The organism is Sphingomonas sp. Tas61C01 (genome assembly GCF_052567495.1).
On record NZ_CP199583.1, the window covers coordinates 73,949 to 92,900 of the forward strand.

Consider the following 18,952-nt stretch of genomic DNA (forward strand, 5'->3'; position numbering starts at 1 on the left):
AGAAGAGCAAGGCTTGTCCCCCACCAAACCCACGGCCTATAAACATCTCTCAAGGCGAGATCATCCACCCGACGGGAAGAACGAGCGATGGCGATCGAGGGACGGTGCCGGTGCGGCGCCTGCAACTACCGGATCGAGATCGACACGTTGCCAGCGGTCTACGCCTGCCATTGCCACGTCTGTCAGCGATGGTCGGGAAGCGCCTTCAGTCTACAGGCGCTCGTCGCCGAAACTGCGCTCGCCGTCACCGGGCCGGTCATCACCTACGAGATCGTCACCGAGGATCGAACCTCGACGCAGCGCTTCTGTGGCACCTGCCACACGCGCCTGTACAACACCAACACGCGACGGCCGGGCGTCGCGGTTGTACGGGCGGGAACGCTCGATCGATCCGAGGAGATCGTCTGCATCGCTCACATCTTCACCACCTATCGGCAACGCTGGGTCACCATATCGGACGCGGTCCCGAGCTGGCCGGAGGCACCGCCGCCGGCCGACTTCATCCGCCTGTTCAGCGGCTGATCCTCACCGATTGACGGCCGCCATGTTCGCGGCTGGATAGCGCGGGCCGGTCGCCGCGCCCGGCGGCAGGATCTCGTCGATGCGGGCGAGATCGTCCTCGCCGAGCGTCACGTCCAGCGCGCCGAGATTGTCCTCCAGATAGCGGCGGCGCTTGGTGCCGGGGATTGGAACGATATCGTCGCCCTGCGCCAGCACCCAGGCGAGCGCGAATTGCGCTGGGGTGCAGCCCTTGTCGGCGGCCATCGTGCCGATCGCGGCGACCAGATCGAGGTTGCGCGCGAACGCTTCGCCTTGGAAGCGGGGATGGTTGCGGCGGGTGTCGTCGGCGGCGAGGTCTTCGGGCGTCTTGATCTCGCCGGTCAGAAAACCGCGGCCGAGCGGACTGTATGGCACGAAGCCGATGCCGAGTTCGCGGACGGTCGGCAAGATCGCGTCCTCGGGGTCGCGGCTCCAAAGCGAATATTCGGTCTGCAACGCGGTGATCGGATGCACCGCGTGGGCCCGCCGGATCGTCTCGGGCGCTGCTTCCGACAGGCCCAAATACTTGACCTTGCCCGCGGCCACGAGTTCCGCCATCGCGCCGATCGTCTCCTCGATCGGCACCTGGGGATCGACACGATGCTGATAATAGAGGTCGATGAAGTCGAGCCCGGTGCGACGCAGGCTGTCGTCGCAGGATTTGCGGACGTAATCGGGGCGGCCGTTGACGCCGCGCGCACTGCCGTCCTCCCCGCGGACGATGCCGAACTTGGTGGCGACCACCACCCATTGCCGCCGCTCGCGCACCACGCGGCCGACCAGCTCCTCGTTCGCACCTAGGCCGTACATGTCCGCCGTATCGAGAAAGGTGACGCCGCGATCGAGCGCGAGGTCGATCGTCGCGACCGCCTCTGCTTCGTCGCGGCCGGCGTAGAAGTCCGACATGCCCATGCACCCCAGGCCGAGTGCCGATACTTCCAGTCCCTGGCTGCCGAGCTTGCGGGTCTTCATCGTGCGTCTCCGGATCGTTTCTCAGCGCGTTGAATGATCGAGGAGCGTTGGGGTTGCGTGGCGCTGCGACGGTTCAGCCGAGCAGCGCGTCGAGCGTGACCGGCGCAAAGTCGTGGACGTCGACGCCGACGTCGAACTGCCGCGGAACTGGCTTCAGCCGTCCGTGGCTATGTCCGTGCAGGTTGATCGCGCCACGATGCTGGCTGTTCCAGCTTCTGAACGGATAGTGGCAGAGCACCAGCATGCGCCCGTCAAGATCGATCTCGGCATACTCGCGGACGCTCGCCCAGCCGTATGCGGCCGCGCTCTCGTCGGGATCGTTGTTGCCGCGAAGCAGGTGCTTGGTTCCGTTCAGCTGCGACAGCAGGCTCGCGACGTGCGCCGGTCGCCGCGCGACATCGCCCAGGTGCCAAACGATATCGCACGGACCGACCACGGCGTTCCAGCGCGCGACCAGCGCCTCGTCCATCGCCGCGGCGCTGCCAAAAGGGCGCCGCGATACGTTGATCGTGCGGTGATCACCGAAATGCGTGTCGGCGGTGAAAAAGACCGTCATGATCGAGGGGATCACCCGCACTGCTTCACGAGCAGCAGCGCCCGTGCTTCGGTGAGGCCACCGCCATGCTGGGCGCAGATCCTGCCCTTGGCGTCGGTCGCGACGCTGAAGGGCAAGCCGGGGGTTACCGACCAGAGCGCGGCGCGGACGCTGGCACGATCGGCGGCGCGCGGTGTCCATTGGCGTTCCGGCGGCAGGCCCGCTGTCATCGCGCGGGCGCGGGCGCTGTCCTCCATCGTCAAGACGCGCAGGTTCAGCGGGGCGGCGGCCTTCGCCAGCGCATCGACATGCGCGAGTTCGCCCCAGCAGGGCGCGCACCATGGCGCGACCAGCAGCAGCAACGTGCCGGGCGGAAGCTCGATGCTCTCCTGCCGCTGATCCGCTGCGCCGAGCGTCGCCAGCGCAAGCCAGAAAAAACTACGCCGCGCCCGTAGGATGCGATGCGCCCACCCCCTCGACATCGGGCGTCGGCCGTGGTCTTTTGATCGAAAGATGGGGGAAATCATGATCGCAACGTTGCTCGCGCTGGTCGCCGCAGGTCAAGCGACGTCGACGAAAGAAGCTCGACCGGCGGCGGCGGCGGCGACGACGAACCAGCAGCGCTTCGACGCCGCCTCCGCCGCGGTCGAGGCCGGGCGCTGCGTCGACGCCGTCGCCGCGTTCGAGGCGCTGGAAGGCACGCCGGCGAGCAAGCGCAATCCGTTGCTCGGCGCTGCGGTCGATGTCCGCAAGGGGCGCTGCCTGGTACGCCTTGCGCGTACCGTCGAGGGTGTCACCGCGATCAGGCGCGGTTTGCCGGCGCTCGAAGCCAAAGGCGAAAGCTTTGCGGGCGACGTCTCTTCGGGGCACCTGGCGATCGGCGACGCCGCAGCCTCACGGCTCGACTATGACGAGTCCATCAAGGAGTATCAGGCCGCCGCCGCTGCGGTGAAGGGCAGCGCGCGCATCGTGCCGCTGCTGCGGCTGTCGCAGGTCACGATGTTCGACCATGACGGCCGCGCGCTCGCCGCCGCCGACGAAGCGCGCGGGCTGGCGGTGCAGGATACTGGCTATGGTAAGAAGGACCTCGCCATCGTCCAGAGCCAATATGCGCGTGTCCTTCTCAACGAAGGACGCTTCCCCGAGGCCTATACCGTTTTGAAGGACAGCCTCGCGAAGCGCGGCGGGCTGACGACGACGGTCAGTTCAGCCGACGTCGCCACCCGATCCGACCTTGCGATCGCAGCGTTGCTGAACAAGCGCGCCGACGATGCACGGCTGTACCTTGCCTATACCGGCGCGGGCCGGATGCAAGATGCGCCGTTTGGCCGGGCGGCGGTGATGGCCGCGCCGGCGTGCGGCGAGGGCGGTCTCACCCCCGCGGACATGGCGATCGTCGAGTTCTCGATCGAGAAGGACGGGCGTGTGGCCGGGGTCTACCCGATCTACGCGACTGGGGGCCGTCGCGCGGCCATTGCGTTTGCCGGTGCGGTGCAGGGCTGGTCGTGGCGGACGGACACGGTGGCCAAGATCCCGGCCTTCTTCCGCTATGCTACCCGAGTCGAGTTGCGGTGCAGCAAGGCGCTGCAGAGCAACGGGATCATGGCGCCGTTGAGCGAGGCGGCGCAATCCTGGTTCGTGGACAAGCTAGGCCCCGCACCGTGGGACGACCTGTCGGACGCGGCGGCACTGCCGTTGCAGCGCGCCGAGTTCGACCGAGCGCGCGCGGCGGGGGATCAGGCGCGGATCGCGCGGGCGGCGCTTGCGCTCTACGTCAATGGCGTGGTCGACCAAGAAGAGGGCGCGCCGCTGCTCGACGCTGCCGTCGCTGCCGCCGCTGCGGCGGGCGCGACGGCACCCGTCCGCAATCTTCTTGCGGTGTTCAAGGCTAGCGCACAGAGCACCAACGAATACCGGGGCAACCTGCGCGCCCTGCTGACACAACCGGGTTTCGCCGCCGATGCGCTAAGCGCCAACACGGTACGCCTGTTGTTGGCGGCGCCGCGTGAGAAATCGTCGCCGCCGCCGGATGCTGCAGCGCTGCAAGCGGCGGTCGCGGACGATCCGTCGCTGGCGCCGACCGATCCGCTGCGGATTGCGGCATTGCTCGGGCAGGCCAATGTGCTGGCCGCGAAGGGCGATCTTGCAGGCGCGCAGAAGGCGTTCGGGCGGACCGGCCTGACTGGCGAGCAATGCGCGCAACTGGGGCTCAGTCCGGCACGGCGGTCGACCGGGTCGCAGTCGAGCGGTTATCCGATGGCGGCGCGGGCGTTGGGGTTCGAGGGCTGGGTAATGGCCGAAGCCGATGTCACACCGGACGGCAGGACCGCAGCGCAGCGCGCGACGATCTCCTATCCGCCGTTCGTCTTCGACGACGCTGCGGTCGGCGTTGCCAAGATCGTGCGATTTTCCAGTTCGTTCCGGCCGGAGGGCGCACTGGCATGCGAAGGCGTGCGGATGCCGATCATCTTCTCGCTCGACCAATGAGCCGGCGGCTTCGCATCTTGCGACCGTTCCGAACCGCTCGACGGCGATGTCGCATGCAGCTAATCCGCTAGCATGTTCGAGAGGGAAGATCCCGGCCGTACCGGCGCGCAATATTCCGACCAGCTAGCCAAGTTTCATGCTCTGTTTGCCGAATCGCCGAGCTTCGCAGCGGTGCTCGGCGGGCGTGATCATCGGTTCGTCGCGACGAACCCCGCCTATCAGCGTCTGATCGGCGACCGCGCGGTCATCGGCCGTACGGTCGCCGAGGCGCTGCCGGAGGTCGCGGACCAAGGATTCCTCGATCTGCTCGGACGCGTCTTCACGAGCGGCGAGCCCCATGTCGGGCGGGCGGTGCCGCTGCTGTTCGATCGCGGCGGCGGCGCCGGACCCGAACGCCGCTTCCTCGATTTCGTCTATCAGCCTGTTCGCGCCGCGGACGGCGCGGTGATCGCGATCTTCGTCGAGGGTACCGACGTGACCGACGCTCAGGCGGCCGGTGAACAGCTGCGCCGTAGCGAGGCTTGGAACCGCCAGATCCTCGACGCCGCGACCGACCACGCGATCATCGCGCTCGATCCCGACGGGCAGGTCACCCGCTGGAACGCGGGCGCCGAAGCGATCCTCGGCTGGACCGAGGCGGAGATGGTCGGGCGATCGGCATCCTGCATCTTCGCGGAAGAGGATCGCGCCGCGGACCGGCTGGCGTTCGAGATGCGCGCCGCCGCCGCGGCGGGGCGCGGCGTCGGCGAGGGGTGGCGGATCCGCAAGTCGGGCGAGCGGTTCTGGGCGAGCGGCGAGACCACCCCGATCCGCGATGCCCAGGGGGAACTGCTCGGCTTCGTGAAGGTGCTGCGCGATCGTACCGCCGAGCACGTCACTGCCGAGGTACTTCGCCAGTCCGAGCAGATGCTGCTACGCGCCCAGAGCGCGGGCGGGGTCGGCGTGTTTTCGATCGACGTCGCGAGCAACGTCCTCACCGCATCCCCCGAGTTCTGCCGGATCTTCGGGCTGGAGGAGCGCCCGACGCTGGCGGCGGGGGCGATCGAGGCGCTGGTGCTGCCGGAGGACGTACGGCGAATCTCCAGTGCGCGCGCGCGCAGCGACGCCACCATCGAACTGGTCACCGAATATCGCATCCGGCGCGCAAGCGACGGCGAGACCCGCTGGATCGCGCGCCGTGCCGAGTTCGAAAACGATGCCGACGGGCGCGCGGTGCGCCTCGTCGGCGTTGTGCAGGACGTGACCGACCGGCGCGAGGCGGCCCGTGCGCTCGGCCAGAGCGAGGCGCGGTTCAGGGCGTTCACTGAGGCGGTGCCCAACCAGGTCTGGTCGGCGACCCGCGAGGGGCTGATCGACTGGGTGAACGGCCGCGCCAGCGATTACGCCGGGAGCAGCCAATCGTCATGGGCCGGCGACGGCTGGTCGCGGCTGGTCCATCCCGTCGACGTCGAGCCGGCGCTGGAACGCTGGCGTCGTGCGCTGGCGACCGGCGAAGATTACGAGACCGAGTTCCGGTTGCGGCATCACAGCGGCACCTATCGCTGGCATCTGGCGCGCGCGGTGGCGCTGCGCGACGAGGGCGGCGAGATCGTGCGCTGGGTCGGCACTAACACCGACGTCGAGGACCGGCGCGTCGCCGCGATGGCGCTGGCGGAGCTCAACCGGACGCTGGAGGAACGCGTCGAACGCGCCACCCGCGAGCGTGACCGGGCGTGGAAGAACTCGCGCGATTTGCAGGTGGTGCTCGATGCGTCGGGCTCGTTCCAGGCGGTGAACGACGCCTGGCAGACCATCCTCGGCTATCGCGCGACAGAGATCGTCGGGCGCAGCTATCTCGACTTCATCCACCCCGACGATCACCCGTCGAGCGAACAGGCGCTGGCGATCGCAACCGCGGACGAGCTCGAACCCTATGAGAACCGCTACCGTCACGCCGACGGCGGCTATCGCTGGATCTCCTGGGTCGCGGCACCCGAGGGCGGGCTGGTCTATGCCAGCGGCCGCCACATCACCGCCGACAAGGAAGCGGCGGTGGCGCTGGAAGCCGCGCAGGAGCAGTTGCGCCAGGCGCAGAAGATGGAGGCGGTCGGGCAGCTGACCGGCGGGGTGGCGCACGACTTCAACAACCTGCTTACCGTGATCCGTGGGTCGGTCGAGCTGCTGGCGCGCGACGACCTGACCCCCGAGCGCCGCCAGCGCTACGTATCCGCGATCGGCGAGACCGCGGAGCGCGCGTCACGACTGACCGGACAGTTATTGGCGTTTGCGCGGCGGCAATCGCTGACGCCCGAGATCTTCGACGTCGGCGAGAGCCTGAGGCGGCTGGCCGAGATGGTGCAGACGCTGGCGGGCTCGCGGCTGGACCTTGCGGTCAATCTGCCGCGCGTATCCTGCACCATTCTTGCCGATCGCAGCCAGTTCGACACCAGTATCGTCAACATGGCGATCAACGCGCGGGACGCGATGGCCGGCGAAGGCAAGCTGACGATCGGGGTCGGGCTGGTATCGGGCATCCCCGCGATCCGCGGCCACGCGCCCGTCGTCGGCGACTTCGTCGCGGTGACCGTGAGCGATACGGGCGCGGGGATTGCGCCCGAGGATCTCTTTCGGATCTTCGAGCCGTTCTACACGACCAAGGGGGTCGGCGCAGGCACCGGGCTCGGGCTGTCGCAGGTGATCGGCTTCGCAAAGCAATCGGGCGGCGATATTCGGGTCGACAGCCAGCTCGGTGCCGGCGCGACCTTCACGCTGTACCTTCCCCGCGCGACTGAGATCGCCGCCGAGCCGGGGCCGGACCACTTGCCGCGCGGATCGACGCAGGGCGACGGGCTGTGCGTGCTGGTGGTGGAGGACAACGAGCAGGTCGGGCAGTTCGCGACCGACGCGCTCCAGCAGCTCGGCTATGACAGCGTGCTGGCGTCGGACGGCAATGCCGCGCTCGACGAGCTCGAGGCGGACAGTGCGCGGTTCGACGTGGTGTTTTCCGACGTGGTCATGCCGGGAATGAGCGGGATGGATCTGGCGGCGCGGATCCGCGAGCGTCACCCCGGGCTGCCGGTGGTGCTGACCAGCGGCTATAGCCACGTGCTGGCGCAAAACGGCACCCACGGGTTCGAGCTGCTGCACAAGCCCTATTCGATCGAGCAGCTGTCGCGCATCCTCCGCAAGAGCGTCGCCTGGCGGGATCGTGCCGCGCCCAAGGAGTAGGCGCGCGTCAGGCGTCTGGGAGCGCCGACTGGACCGACTCGATCAGCCCGGCCTGCCGATCCACCTCGGCCTGCGCGCGGTCGCGGAGCGCGGCGAGGGCGGGGTAATCGGGGGCGAGCTGCGCGGCGCGTGCCGATGCAAGCGAATCGAGATCGGTGACGATCGTCGAGGCTTGCGCGCGCCAGTCGTCGAGCACCGCCAACGCGGCCTGTGCGTCGAGCCAAGAGTCGCTGCCGACCGACTGGCCTTTCGCGCGGCGCGCCGCCGCCTGCGCCTTGGCGGCGTCGGCGTCGAAGCCGGTGCCGACCGTCTTCAGTCGGCTCGCTATCGCGGCGAGCGACGCTTCTAGGGTCGGATCGGCGATGGCAACGGCGGGGGCGGCTGCCGCCGGCTCCGCGAATCCGAGCTTTTCGATCGGGCGCGGCGCGAGCGAGGGATAGCTGCCTTGTTCGCGGGCGCACCCGGCGAGCAGGAGGAACGCGGTTGCGAATAGGGGGGCGTGCCTGAACATGCCCTCCGCCTACGCCCGCATAATATGTCGCGCAACGCACTTGCGCGATCCGGAACTGGCTTCTAATAGCCGCCCTCCAAGAGGCGCCCGTAGCTCAGCTGGATAGAGCATCAGACTACGAATCTGAGGGTCGGACGTTCGAATCGTTCCGGGCGCACCATTTTCCAGTCGTCGTCGGAATCCTTGTGCAGGCGGCGACGCTGTCGAGCGCGCTGCGGCTGAACGTGGCGCTTGCATCGACACGATCTCTGGTGAAAACACGTCGCGCCAATGAACATCGCACGCGATCTTTCCTGATCCCGTCGGCGGTGATCCGGAGGACACGACACGATGATCAGACGCATCCTTCTTGCGGCGACGCTCGCCACGACGGTCCCGCAGATGCTGGCGGCGCAGACCGCGACACCTATCCCGCATATCGAGACCCGCGGCGGACGGCACGCGTTGATCGTCGACGGGGCGCCGTTCACGATCCTCGGCGGGCAGGTCAACAATTCGACCAACTATCCCGAGATCCTCAAGACCGCGTGGCCGGTGCTGGACCGCGTCCATGCCAACACGGTCGAGGTGCCGATCGCCTGGCAGCAGGTTGAGCCGCAGGAAGGACGCTTCGACCTGTCGTTCCTGCAATCGCTGCTCGATCAGGCGCGGCAGCATGACAAGCGGGTGGTGCTGCTCTGGTTCGGAACGTGGAAGAACACGTCGCTTTCGTACACGCCCGATTGGGTCAAGCTGGACAACCGCCGGTTCCCACGGATGAAGACGCGCGATGGCAAGAACCACGACGTGCTGAGCGCGCACGGGGCGGAGACGCTGAAGGCGGATACCCGCGCGTTCGTGAAGGTCATGGAATATCTGCGGGACCACGATCCGCAGAACACCGTGATCCTGGTCCAGCCGCAGAACGAGACCGGCAGCTATCGCAACCCGCGCGATTATTCGGCGGCGGCGACCCGGCTGTTCGAGCAGCAGCTGCCGGCACAGCTCGCCCGGCGCGTCGGCAAGCGCGGCACCTGGTCGCAGGCGTTCGGCGCCCAGGCCGATCGCGCGTTCAACACCTGGTACGTGGCGTCCTATGTCGATGCGATCGCGGCGGCGGGCAAGGCGGTGAAGCCGCTGCCGATGTACGTGAATGCGAGCCTGGCCGGGCCGTCGAACGTCCCCGATCCAAACGGCGTCGCCAGCGGCGGGCCGCAGCAGGACGTGCTCGACATCTGGAAGGCGGCGGCGCCGCACATCGATTTCGCGGCCCCCGACATCTACGACCGGGCGAGCGCCAATGTGGTGCAGTATCTCGACAGATATGCGCGCCCCGACAACGCGCTGATGGTGCCGGAGATCGGCAACGCGCGCGAATTCCACCGCTATGTCTATGCGGCGCTCGGGCGCGGCGCGATCGGCTATTCGCCGTTCGGCCTCGATGCGAGCGGCTATTTCAACTATCCGCTGGGCGCGCGCGACCTCAGCGACGCGACGTTGGAGCCGCTCGCGCTGGCTTACGGCATGATCGGGTCGATCATGCGCGACTGGGCACGGATCGCGTTCGAGCGGCCGACCTGGGGGATGGCGAAGCCTGACGACGCGACCCCGCAGTCGACCCGGATGGGCAAGTGGACGATCAAGGCGAGCTGGGCGGCGTGGCAGTTCGGGATGAGCGACTGGACGTGGCTGAAGTCCGATCCGGTGCCCTGGGCAAAGGAGTCGATCGGCGGCCTGGCGGTGGCGCAACTGTCGGAGAATGAGTTCCTGCTGATCGGCGATCATGTCCGCGTCGACTTCGGCGCTGCGGATGCCGCGGCGAACGGCATCGTCGTGAGGGTCGAGGAGGGCGGCTTCGTCGATGGCCGCTGGGTGACGAGCCGCATCTGGAACGGCGACCAGACCGATTACGGCATCAACCTGGTCGATCGACCGCAGGTGCTGAAGGTCACCATGGGCAACTACCGCTAATATGGGTTCGGAGAGAATGATGATCATCAGAACGACGGCGGCGCTGCTGCTGGCGGGCACCGCGATCGGTGCGGCCGACGCGCAGCGGTTCGAGCGCACCGCGGACGGCGTCGTCGTCACGCCGGCCGGGGGTAGCGCGGCGACGGTCGAGCTGCGGGTCCATGGCGACGGCATCATGCACGTGGTCGCGACGCCCAAGGGCGCATCGCAGCGCCCGCCGACGCCGAGCCTGATGGTCGCCGATCCGCCCGCCGCCGGGCCATTCGACGTGACCGAGGCGAAGGGACAGGTGCGCGTACGCACCGCCAAGGCGATCGCGGAGATCGCGCTGGCGACCGGGCTGGTCCGCTTCACCGACCCGACCGGCAAGGCGCTGCTCGCCGAAGCCGCACCCACCGCATTCGGGTCCACCCGGGTCGAGGGCAAGCCGTCGCCCACCGTCTCGCAACAGTTCAACCGCGGCACCGACGAGGGGCTGTACGGCCTGGGCCAGCATCAGAATTCGCAGATGGATTACAACGGCGAGGACGTCGAACTCGCGCAGCACAACATGGACATCGGCGTGCCCTTCGTCGTGTCGACCCGCGGCTACGGGCTGCTGTGGGACAACAACTCCTTCACCCGCTTCGGCAATCCCAAGCCCTACGACTTCGTCGGCTTGGGCATGAAGGTCACGAGCGGCGGCAAGCCCGGCTGGCGCGCGGAGTATTTCCTCGACGGCAAGGCAGCGGTCACCCGGCAGGAAGCGACGATCGACTATCAATACATCAACGATCAGTCGAAATGGCCCGAGGCGGCGAAGGCGCGGACGGTCGCGGCGACCGGCGGGCAGAACACCGCGGGCAATGCCGTCCAGAAGCAGACGGTGGTATGGTCTGGCGACGTGATGCCGACCGTGACGGGCAATCACAAGTTCCAGCTCTACGGATCGAGCTACTACAAGGTCTATGCCGACGGGAAGCTGGTGCTCGATCGCTGGCGGCAGAACTGGAATCCCTGGTACGCCAATTTCGACCTGCCGATGGTGCGCGGCAAGGCGGTCGCGATCCGGATCGAATGGGAGCCGAACGCGGGCTACATGGCGTTCTTCCACAGCGATCCGCTGCCCGATGCCGATCGCCACTCGGTGTGGTTCACCAGCGACGTAGCGCAAGCCAAGGATTACTGGTTCATCCCCGGCGGCAGCATCGACGCCGCGATCGCGGGCTATCGGCAGGTCACCGGCAAGTCCGAGATGATGCCCAAATGGGCGTATGGCTTCTGGCAGTCGCGACAGCGTTACGAGACCGCCGCCGAACTGACCGGCGTGGTCGACCGCTACCGCGAGCTGAAGATCCCGCTCGACAACATCGTGCTCGACTGGCGCTATTGGCGCGATCCCGAATGGGGCAGCCACCGGTTCGATCCGACCCGCTTCCCCGATCCGGGCAAGATGATCGCCGACGTCCATGCCGATCACGCCAACTTCATGATCTCGGTCTGGCCGAAATTCTACCCGACCACCGACAACTACAAGGAGCTGGCCGCGGCGGGGGCGGTCTATCCCGGCAATCTGCGCCAGGGGAACAAGGACTGGGTCGGACCGGGCTATGCCAGCACCTTCTACGATCCTTATTCGGCGGACGGGCGGCGCATCTTCTGGAAGCAGATCGAGGATCGGCTGGCGAAGCTCGGCACCGACGCGTGGTGGGCGGACGCGTCGGAGCCCGATCCGCATTCGAACCTGTCGATCGAGGAGCGGCTGGACGCGATGGGGCCGACTGCGATGGGTCCCGCTGCGAAGTTCTTCAACAGCTATTCGCTGATGAACGCGAAGTCCTTCTACGATGGCTGGACCGCGTACAAGCCGGATGTGCGGCCGTTCCTGCTGACCCGGTCTGGGTTCGCGGGCCTGCAACGCTATGGCGCGGCGATCTGGTCGGGTGACGTCGCGAGCCGCTGGTACGATCTGCGCGCGCAGATTTCGGCGGGCGTCAACGCGTCGATGTCGGGCATTCCCAACTGGACGCACGACATCGGCGGCTTCGCGCTCGAGGATCGGTTCTCGACCAAGACGCCGACCGCGGCGAACCTGGCGGAATGGCGCGAGCTCAACCTGCGCTGGTTCCAGTTCGGCGCGTTCAGCCCGCTGTTCCGCAGCCACGGCGAATATCCGTATCGCGAGATCTACGAGATCAGCCCGGCGGGCTCGTCGATGCGCGCGTCGATGGTCCGCTACGACGAGCTCCGCTACCGGTTGATGCCGTATATCTACACGGTCGGCGCCGACACCTATATGAAGGACGGCAGCATCATGCGCGCGCTCGCCGCCGACTTCCCGGCGGATCGGCAGGCACGACGGATCGACGACCAGTATCTGTTCGGCGACGCGTTCCTGGTCGCGCCGGTGACCGCCTATGGGGCGCGTAGCCGGCAGGTGTATTTTCCGGGCACCGGCCCGTGGTACGATTTCGACACCGGCAAGGCTTATCCGGGCGGGGCCGCCGCGACGGTGGAGGCGCCGGCCGAGCGGCTGCCGCTGTTCGTTCGCGCCGGGGCGATCGTGCCGATGGGGCCGGTAACGCAATATGTCGACCAGCGTCGCGACGCGCCGCTGACGATCGCGATCTACACCGGCGCCGATGGCAGCTTCTCGCTCTACGAGGACGACGGGCGATCGACCGCGTACAAGACGGGTGCGTTCTCGCGCATCCCGATCCGCTACGACGATCGCACCGGCACGGTGACGATCGGCAAGCGCGAAGGCGCGGGCTGGGACGGCATGCCGGCGACGCGGACGCTGCGGGTGAAGTGGATCGCGCAGGGGCAGACCGCGACCGGCAGCGACGGCGCGCAGGCGGCAACCGGCTACAGGGGAGAGATGATCCAGGTCGCCAAGCCTCGCGGGTAAGGCGCCGGCGCGGGTTGCATTCCGGCGCGCGCTGGCGGACGTCGGGAGCGTCGCTTGCGTAGAGGATGGACTGACGATGATGCTGCCGATCGCCGATCCTGCCGCGCCCCCACCCGCGCCGACCCGCTGGTATCGGCACCTCTACCTCCAGGTGCTGGTCGCGATCCTCGCCGGCGTGCTGCTGGGGCATTTCGCGCCGGCGACGGGCGAGGCGATGAAGCCGATCGGCGATGCCTTCATCAAGCTGGTGAAGATGATCATCGCGCCGGTGATCTTCCTGACCATCGTCACCGGCATCGCGGGGATGCGCGACCTCGCCTCGGTGGGTCGGGTCGCAGGCAAGGCGTTCGCCTATTTCCTGTTCTTCTCGACGCTCGCGCTGTTCGTCGGGATGGCGGTCGCCAATCTCGTTCGGCCGGGCGCGGGGCTCAATATCGATCCCGCGACGCTCGATGCGTCGAAGGTCGCCGACTATGCTGCCAAGGCGCATGAGAGCACGCTCACGGGCTTCCTGACCGGGATCATCCCCGACACGTTCCTGTCGTCGCTGACCGAGGGAAACATCCTGCAGGTGCTGTTCGTGTCGATCCTGTTCGGGGTGTCGCTGGCGCTGATCGGCGACCGCGGTGCGCGGATGCTGGACCTGCTGGAGGATGCGTCCATCGTGTTCTTCAAGCTGGTATCGATCGTGATGAAGGCGGCGCCGCTGGGGGCGTTCGGGGCGATGGCGTTCACGATCGGCAAATACGGGGTCGGCACCCTCGCCAACCTGGCGGCGCTGGTCGGCACCTTCTACCTGACGTCGTTCCTGTTCGTTGCAGTGATCCTCGGCACGGTGGCACGGCTGGCGGGCTTCTCGATCTTTCGGCTGATCGCCTATCTGAAGGCGGAGCTGCTGCTGGTGCTCGGCACGTCCTCATCGGAAAGCGCGCTGCCGTCGCTGATCGAGAAGATGGAGCAGGCCGGCTGCCCCAAGTCGATCGTCGGGCTGGTCGTGCCGACTGGCTATTCGTTCAATCTCGACGGCACCAACATCTACATGACGCTCGCCGCGCTGTTCATTGCGCAGGCGACGGGAGTGCATCTGAGCTTCGGCGAACAGATGCTGCTGCTGAGCGTGGCGATGCTCAGTTCGAAGGGCGCGGCGGGCGTGACCGGGGCGGGGTTCATCACGCTGGCGGCGACGCTGTCGATCGTGCCGTCGGTGCCGGTCGCTGGCATGGCGCTGATCCTCGGCGTCGATCGCTTCATGAGCGAATGCCGCAGCCTCACCAACTTCATCGGCAACGCGGTGGCGACGGTCGTCGTGTCGCGGTGGGAAGGGGCGCTCGACGCGGAGCGGCTCGACGCCGCGTTGCGCGGGAAGCCGACCGTCACCGGGTGACGATGTGCCCGCGCATCGGCGCCAGCTTGGCGAGGAACCCGTTTGCGTTCGCAAACGGCACGCCCTCGCGGTGCATCGCCGCCTGGAGGTTCTCGACCAGCGCGTTCATGTCGTTGGCCTGGATGCCCATGTCCTTGTGCGCGGCCGTCATGTCGCGGCCGGTATAGCCGCAGCCGGCGCCGAGCAGATAGCAGAACTGCTCCTTCAGGACGCGGCGTAGCCTGACGAGGTCCTGGCCCTTGAAGATGTCGCTGATCCGGGGATCGCGCTGATTGGTTGCGACCAGATCGTCGACGATCCGCGCGATCCCCGCCTGGCCGTGGAACGCCGTCGCCATCCCGTTGCCGGTAAAGGGGCGGGCGCCCGCGTTGGCGTCGCTGACCGCATAGGGCGCGACCGGTTCCTCGGCGGGGGTGGCCTGGGCGAGCAACAGTAGCAGGGAAGCGAGCGACATCGGCGGGTTCCTAGAAGGCGGCCTGGAGCGAGAAGAAGGCGCCGCGCTGGTGCCGTGCGGTCGCGATCGCGCCTAGATCGAGATAGGCGGCGGTGGCGGTGAGGTGACGATCGATCGCATAGGCGACGAAGCCCGTCTTCCAATCGTTCTCGCGCGCGAAGCCCAGATTGTCAGGCTTGGAGCGGTATTCCACCCCCGCCACCAGCCGGCGCGAAAATTGATAGCCGATCGAGCTTTCTACCTGAATCGTGCGTCGGGCGCCGCGATCGCCGCCGAACCCGAGCAGCCCGTTCTGGTTGGCCTTGGTAAAGCGCACTGTCGTGCCGATCATGACGCTCTGGCGTAGCAGCAGCTTGGTCGCGGCGAGATAGACGTCGGTGCCCTTGGCGCTGCGCCCGCCGACTGCCGCAACGATTGGCGCGTCACGGTTGCGCTTCACCTGCACCCCGATCGCGACCTGCGGCAGATAGGAGCTGCCATAGACCGCGTCGCCGGCGAGCTTCAGCTTGGCGCCGAACACGTCCTGATCGAGCGTGTAGCCGCGGCCGATGCCGAGCCGGGCGCCGACTGCGCGGGTGTCGAGCTTTTGTCGGGCGTAGCTCAACTCGAGCCGATCGCGCACGCCGATCGCGGCGCCGTAGCTGCGCCAGCCATAATCGGGCAGCGCGATCGCGGTCACGTGTGCGGAGCCGCCGACGCCGTCCGCGCTCTCGTTTCCCGCGATCAGCGCCCAGGTGGCGACGCCGCCGCCAGAGCTGCCCTCGATCGTTGCGACCCCGTTGGTGAGCAGCAGCTTGCCGCCCGCGCGGGCCTCCCCGGCGATGGCGGGGGCGGCCAGCGCCAGCATCGTCAGGAACAGCGCCATCAGGCGCATCGGGCAGCGTATCGACATCGTCGCTCGCACTACGCGACAAGCGTTAAGGCCGGGTTTTCCAAGGTGCCGGCCGGGGAACGCTGCGTCTTCATCGATCCGAAAGACTAGCGCGCTAGCCCTGCACGATGTCGTTGCGCTGCGCACTATCGCTGTTCCTGCTCGCCGCGCCCGCGGTGGCCGATGCCGCGACGGTGTCGATCGAGGTGCGCGGGATCGACGGCCGGCCGCTCGCCGGCGCGGTGGTCACGGTCGACGCGGCGCGGCCGGTGCCAGTGACGATTTCGCCGCGTGCGGCGTATCAGATCGAGCAGCGCAATATCCAGTTCGAGCCGAACATCCTGATCGTGCCGGTCGGCGCGGTCGTCGCGTTTCCGAACCGAGACAAGGTGCGACACCACGTCTATTCGTTTTCGAAACCGAAGAAGATCGACCTCAAGCTCTACGGCCGCGACGAGACGCGATCGGTGACGTTCGACCAGCCGGGCGTGGTCGCGCTCGGCTGCAACATCCATGATTCGATGAGCGGCTTCGTCTACGTTACCGCGACGCCGTTCGCGGCGCTGACCGATGCCGCCGGCAAGGTGTCGATCGCCAATGTGCCCGTGGGCGGTGCGCGCGTCACCGTGTGGCATCCGTCGATCCGCGCGCCGGGCGGGACCGCGAGCCAGCCGATCGCGGTCGGCGCGTCGGGCTTCGCGACCGTGTTCGCCCTGCACCGCTGATGCGCTGGCGCTATCCGGCCTTTCGGCATCTGCGCACCAAGCTGGCGGTGCTGTACGCTGCGCTGTTCGCGGTCGCGCTGATCATGCTCGCGATCGTCGCGCAGGCGATGATCCGTACCTATGCCGCGGATTCGGTGCGGGCCGAACTCGCGACCAGCGGCAGCGTCTACGACCGTTTATGGGCGTTGAAGGCGCAGTCGCTAACCGCGTCAGCGGACGTGCTGGCGCATGATTTCGGCTTCCGCGCCGCGGTCGCCAGCGGCGACGCGCCGACCATCGCCTCGGCGCTCGCCAACATCCGCGACCGCGCCGGCGTCGAAGCCGCCTATGTCGTGGTCGAGGACGGAAGCGTGCTCGGGCGGCGCGATCCGCTGGCGGGCGCGGCGCGCAAGTTCGCCGCGCTCGACGAACGTCGCGACGCGGTGGTGGTCGTCCGCAACCAGGTCTACCGGCTGGTGCGATCGCCGATCATGGCGCCGATGCAGGTCGGCTGGGTGGTGCTCGCGATCCGCGTCGACGCCGCCGAGATGCGGGCGCTCGAACGGCTATCCGCGATCCCGCTGGTGGCGACCGTCATGTACGATCGCGGCGGCGGGCGCTGGGCGTCGAGCGATGGATCGATCGCGTCGGATCGGTCGATCGATGCGCTGATCCACCAGTCGCGGCACGGCCGCACGCTCGAAACGCTCGATCTGCCGGAGGGCAGGGCGTTCGCGCTCGTCAAGCCGCTGGCAGGGATCGAGGTGCTGCCGCACGCCGCAATCCTGATCCGCTACCCCTATGATGCCGCGCTCGCGCCGTTCGTCCCGCTACAGATCGGGGTCGGCGGCGCGGGGCTGCTCGGCCTGGCGCTCGTGATCGTCGGCAGCCGCCGGCTCGCGGCGGGGATCGCGCGGCCGATCGCCGCGCTCGACGCCGCCGCCCGATCGCTGGAGGAGGGCAGCCGCGCCACCGCGATGGTCGAGGGCGAGGACGAGATCGGCCGGCTCGCGGCGAGCTTCAACCGGATGTCTGCGGGGATCGTCGAGCGCGAGCACCGGATCACCCATCTCGCGTTCCACGACACGCTGACCGGGCTGCCCAACCGGGCGTTCTTCCGCCAAGCGCTCGACCAGGCGCTCGCCGCGGTGCTGCGCGCGGACGGCGCGGTGGCGGTGCTGTGCCTCGATCTCGATCGCTTCAAGGTGATCAACGACACGCTGGGTCATCCGGTCGGCGACACGCTGCTGGTCGGGGTAGGCGACATCCTGTCGCGGCTGGCGCCAGACGCGCTGGTGTCACGGTTGGGCGGCGACGAGTTTGCGATCATCCTTTCGGGCCGCTTCGACGCGGATCGTCCCCGTGCGCTGGCTCAGGCGATCTTCGATACGCTGCGCGATCCGGTGGTGGCGGGGGAGCATCTCGTCGTCACCACCGCGAGCATCGGCATCGCCATCGGGGTGACCGACGGCGACAACGCCGATCAGCTGCTCAAGAACGCCGATCTCGCGCTGTACCGCGCCAAGCAGGACGGGCGCGGCGTGTTCCGCTTCTTCGAACCCGCGCTCGACGCCGCCGCGCGCAAGCGCCGCCAGGTCGAGCTCGACCTGCGCGAGGCGATCCGCTGCGGGCAGTTCGTCCTCAACTTCCAGCCGGTGTTCGACCTGAAGGCGGACCGGATCGGTGGGTTCGAGGCGCTGATGCGGTGGGAACATCCGCTCCGGGGGCTCGTCCAGCCCAACGACTTCATCTCGATTGCCGAGGAGACCGGGCTGATCATCGCGATGGGAGAATGGGCGCTGCACGAGGCGTGTCACCAGGCCGCAAGTTGGCCCGGGCACATCCGCGTCGCGGTCAACGTCTCGCCGCTGCAGTTCCGCAATTCGGGATTCCAGGCGATCGTGCTCCAGGCGCTCGCGCGCAGCGGGCTCGATCCTGGGCGGCTCGAGATCGAGATCACCGAGTCGGTGTTCCTCGAAGGCGAGGGGCCGGTCGTCGATCTGCTCCACAAGTTGCGGGCGATGGGCATTCGCGTCGCGCTCGACGATTTCGGCACCGGCTATTCGTCGCTAAGCTATTTGCGCAGCTTCCCGTTCGACAAGATCAAGATCGACCGGTCCTTCATCAGCGCGATCAACGACGATCCCAGCGCCGCCGCGATCGTCCGCGCGATCGTCGACCTGGCGAACGCGCTGCACATGGAGACGACCGCGGAAGGCGTCGAGGACACCGAACAACTCGCCTGCCTGCGCGGCGAGGGCTGCGGGAACATCCAGGGCTATCTGTTCAGCCGTCCGATCGACGGCAGCCGGATCGCGGCGATGCTGGCGGTGGAGACGGCGATCGCGGCTTGAGGGGGCTTTCCTCTCTCGTCATCCCGGCGAACGCCGGGACCCATGGTTGCGGTGAACTCGAATGTCGTGCACCGACGCTTGCTCCGCGCGTCC

The 18,952-nt window shown here is 67.9% G+C and carries 14 protein-coding genes and 1 tRNA gene; 9 read left to right on the plus strand and 6 right to left on the minus strand.

Going from position 1 to position 18,952, the window contains the following annotated elements:
• Positions 1-87: 87 nt before the first annotated feature.
• Positions 88-522: a GFA family protein gene (locus ACT009_RS00310; protein WP_445192424.1), complete on the plus strand. Its 435-nt coding sequence runs from the start codon at positions 88-90 to the stop codon at positions 520-522.
• Between the two features lie 3 nt (positions 523-525).
• Here ACT009_RS00310 and ACT009_RS00315 read toward each other — a convergent pair whose 3' ends face one another.
• The 3 genes from ACT009_RS00315 to ACT009_RS00325 all read right to left on the minus strand — a co-directional run bounded on the left by ACT009_RS00315 (position 526) and on the right by ACT009_RS00325 (position 2,529).
• Entirely contained in the window at positions 526-1,512 is a 987-nt protein-coding gene (locus tag ACT009_RS00315) for an aldo/keto reductase (protein WP_445192425.1), read from the minus strand.
• 73 nt (positions 1,513-1,585) lie between these two features.
• Positions 1,586-2,068 (minus strand): metallophosphoesterase family protein, encoded by a 483-nt coding sequence (locus ACT009_RS00320; RefSeq protein WP_445192426.1) that lies wholly within the window; start codon positions 2,066-2,068, stop codon positions 1,586-1,588.
• Positions 2,069-2,079: 11 nt separating this feature from the next.
• On the minus strand, positions 2,080-2,529 hold the full coding sequence (locus ACT009_RS00325; RefSeq protein WP_445192427.1) for a TlpA family protein disulfide reductase: 450 nt from the start codon (positions 2,527-2,529) through the stop codon (positions 2,080-2,082).
• A 43-nt stretch (positions 2,530-2,572) separates the two neighbouring features.
• Between ACT009_RS00325 and ACT009_RS00330 the strand changes: the two genes are divergently transcribed.
• Positions 2,573-4,534, plus strand: coding sequence for a TonB family protein (locus ACT009_RS00330; protein ID WP_445192428.1), 1,962 nt, complete (start codon positions 2,573-2,575; stop codon positions 4,532-4,534).
• 72 nt (positions 4,535-4,606) lie between these two features.
• Positions 4,607-7,741 (plus strand): PAS domain S-box protein, encoded by a 3,135-nt coding sequence (locus ACT009_RS00335; protein ID WP_445192429.1) that lies wholly within the window; start codon positions 4,607-4,609, stop codon positions 7,739-7,741.
• Positions 7,742-7,748: 7 nt separating this feature from the next.
• Here the strand turns inward: ACT009_RS00335 and ACT009_RS00340 are convergent, their stop codons facing one another.
• Positions 7,749-8,252 carry a hypothetical protein gene (locus tag ACT009_RS00340; protein ID WP_445192430.1) on the minus strand — a complete coding sequence of 168 codons (504 nt, stop codon included), beginning with the start codon at positions 8,250-8,252 and terminating at the stop codon, positions 7,749-7,751.
• Positions 8,253-8,335: 83 nt separating this feature from the next.
• Here ACT009_RS00340 and ACT009_RS00345 point away from each other — a divergent pair.
• The 4 genes from ACT009_RS00345 (at position 8,336) to ACT009_RS00360 (ending at position 14,476) form a co-directional block, all read left to right on the plus strand.
• Positions 8,336-8,412, plus strand: a tRNA-Arg gene (locus tag ACT009_RS00345).
• Between the two features lie 170 nt (positions 8,413-8,582).
• Positions 8,583-10,202, plus strand: a complete 1,620-nt coding sequence (locus ACT009_RS00350; protein ID WP_445192431.1) for a DUF5597 domain-containing protein — start codon at positions 8,583-8,585, stop codon at positions 10,200-10,202.
• 16 nt (positions 10,203-10,218) lie between these two features.
• On the plus strand, positions 10,219-13,092 hold the full coding sequence (locus tag ACT009_RS00355; RefSeq protein WP_445192432.1) for a TIM-barrel domain-containing protein: 2,874 nt from the start codon (positions 10,219-10,221) through the stop codon (positions 13,090-13,092).
• Positions 13,093-13,168: 76 nt separating this feature from the next.
• Positions 13,169-14,476 (plus strand): dicarboxylate/amino acid:cation symporter, encoded by a 1,308-nt coding sequence (locus ACT009_RS00360; RefSeq protein ID WP_445192433.1) that lies wholly within the window; start codon positions 13,169-13,171, stop codon positions 14,474-14,476.
• On the opposite strand, the gene ACT009_RS00365 is transcribed toward ACT009_RS00360, so the two are convergent.
• Together ACT009_RS00365 and ACT009_RS00370 are read right to left on the minus strand one after the other, a co-directional pair.
• Complete coding sequence (locus tag ACT009_RS00365; RefSeq protein ID WP_445192434.1) at positions 14,466-14,930, minus strand: group I truncated hemoglobin; 465 nt, start codon at positions 14,928-14,930, stop codon at positions 14,466-14,468. The two genes, ACT009_RS00360 and ACT009_RS00365, sit on opposite strands and share 11 nt — an antisense overlap.
• 10 nt (positions 14,931-14,940) lie before the next feature.
• Complete coding sequence (locus tag ACT009_RS00370) at positions 14,941-15,804, minus strand: DUF3034 family protein (RefSeq protein ID WP_445192435.1); 864 nt, start codon at positions 15,802-15,804, stop codon at positions 14,941-14,943.
• Between the two features lie 125 nt (positions 15,805-15,929).
• Here ACT009_RS00370 and ACT009_RS00375 point away from each other — a divergent pair, with 125 nt between their 5' ends.
• A complete protein-coding gene (locus ACT009_RS00375; protein ID WP_445192436.1) occupies positions 15,930-16,526 on the plus strand; it encodes a methylamine utilization protein in 597 nt (198 codons plus the stop codon).
• The gene (locus ACT009_RS00380; RefSeq protein WP_445192437.1) at positions 16,526-18,859 is read left to right on the plus strand and encodes a putative bifunctional diguanylate cyclase/phosphodiesterase; all 2,334 of its coding nucleotides are present in this window, start codon (positions 16,526-16,528) and stop codon (positions 18,857-18,859) included. The genes ACT009_RS00375 and ACT009_RS00380 overlap by 1 nt, the downstream gene beginning before the upstream one ends.
• Positions 18,860-18,952 lie beyond the last annotated feature (93 nt).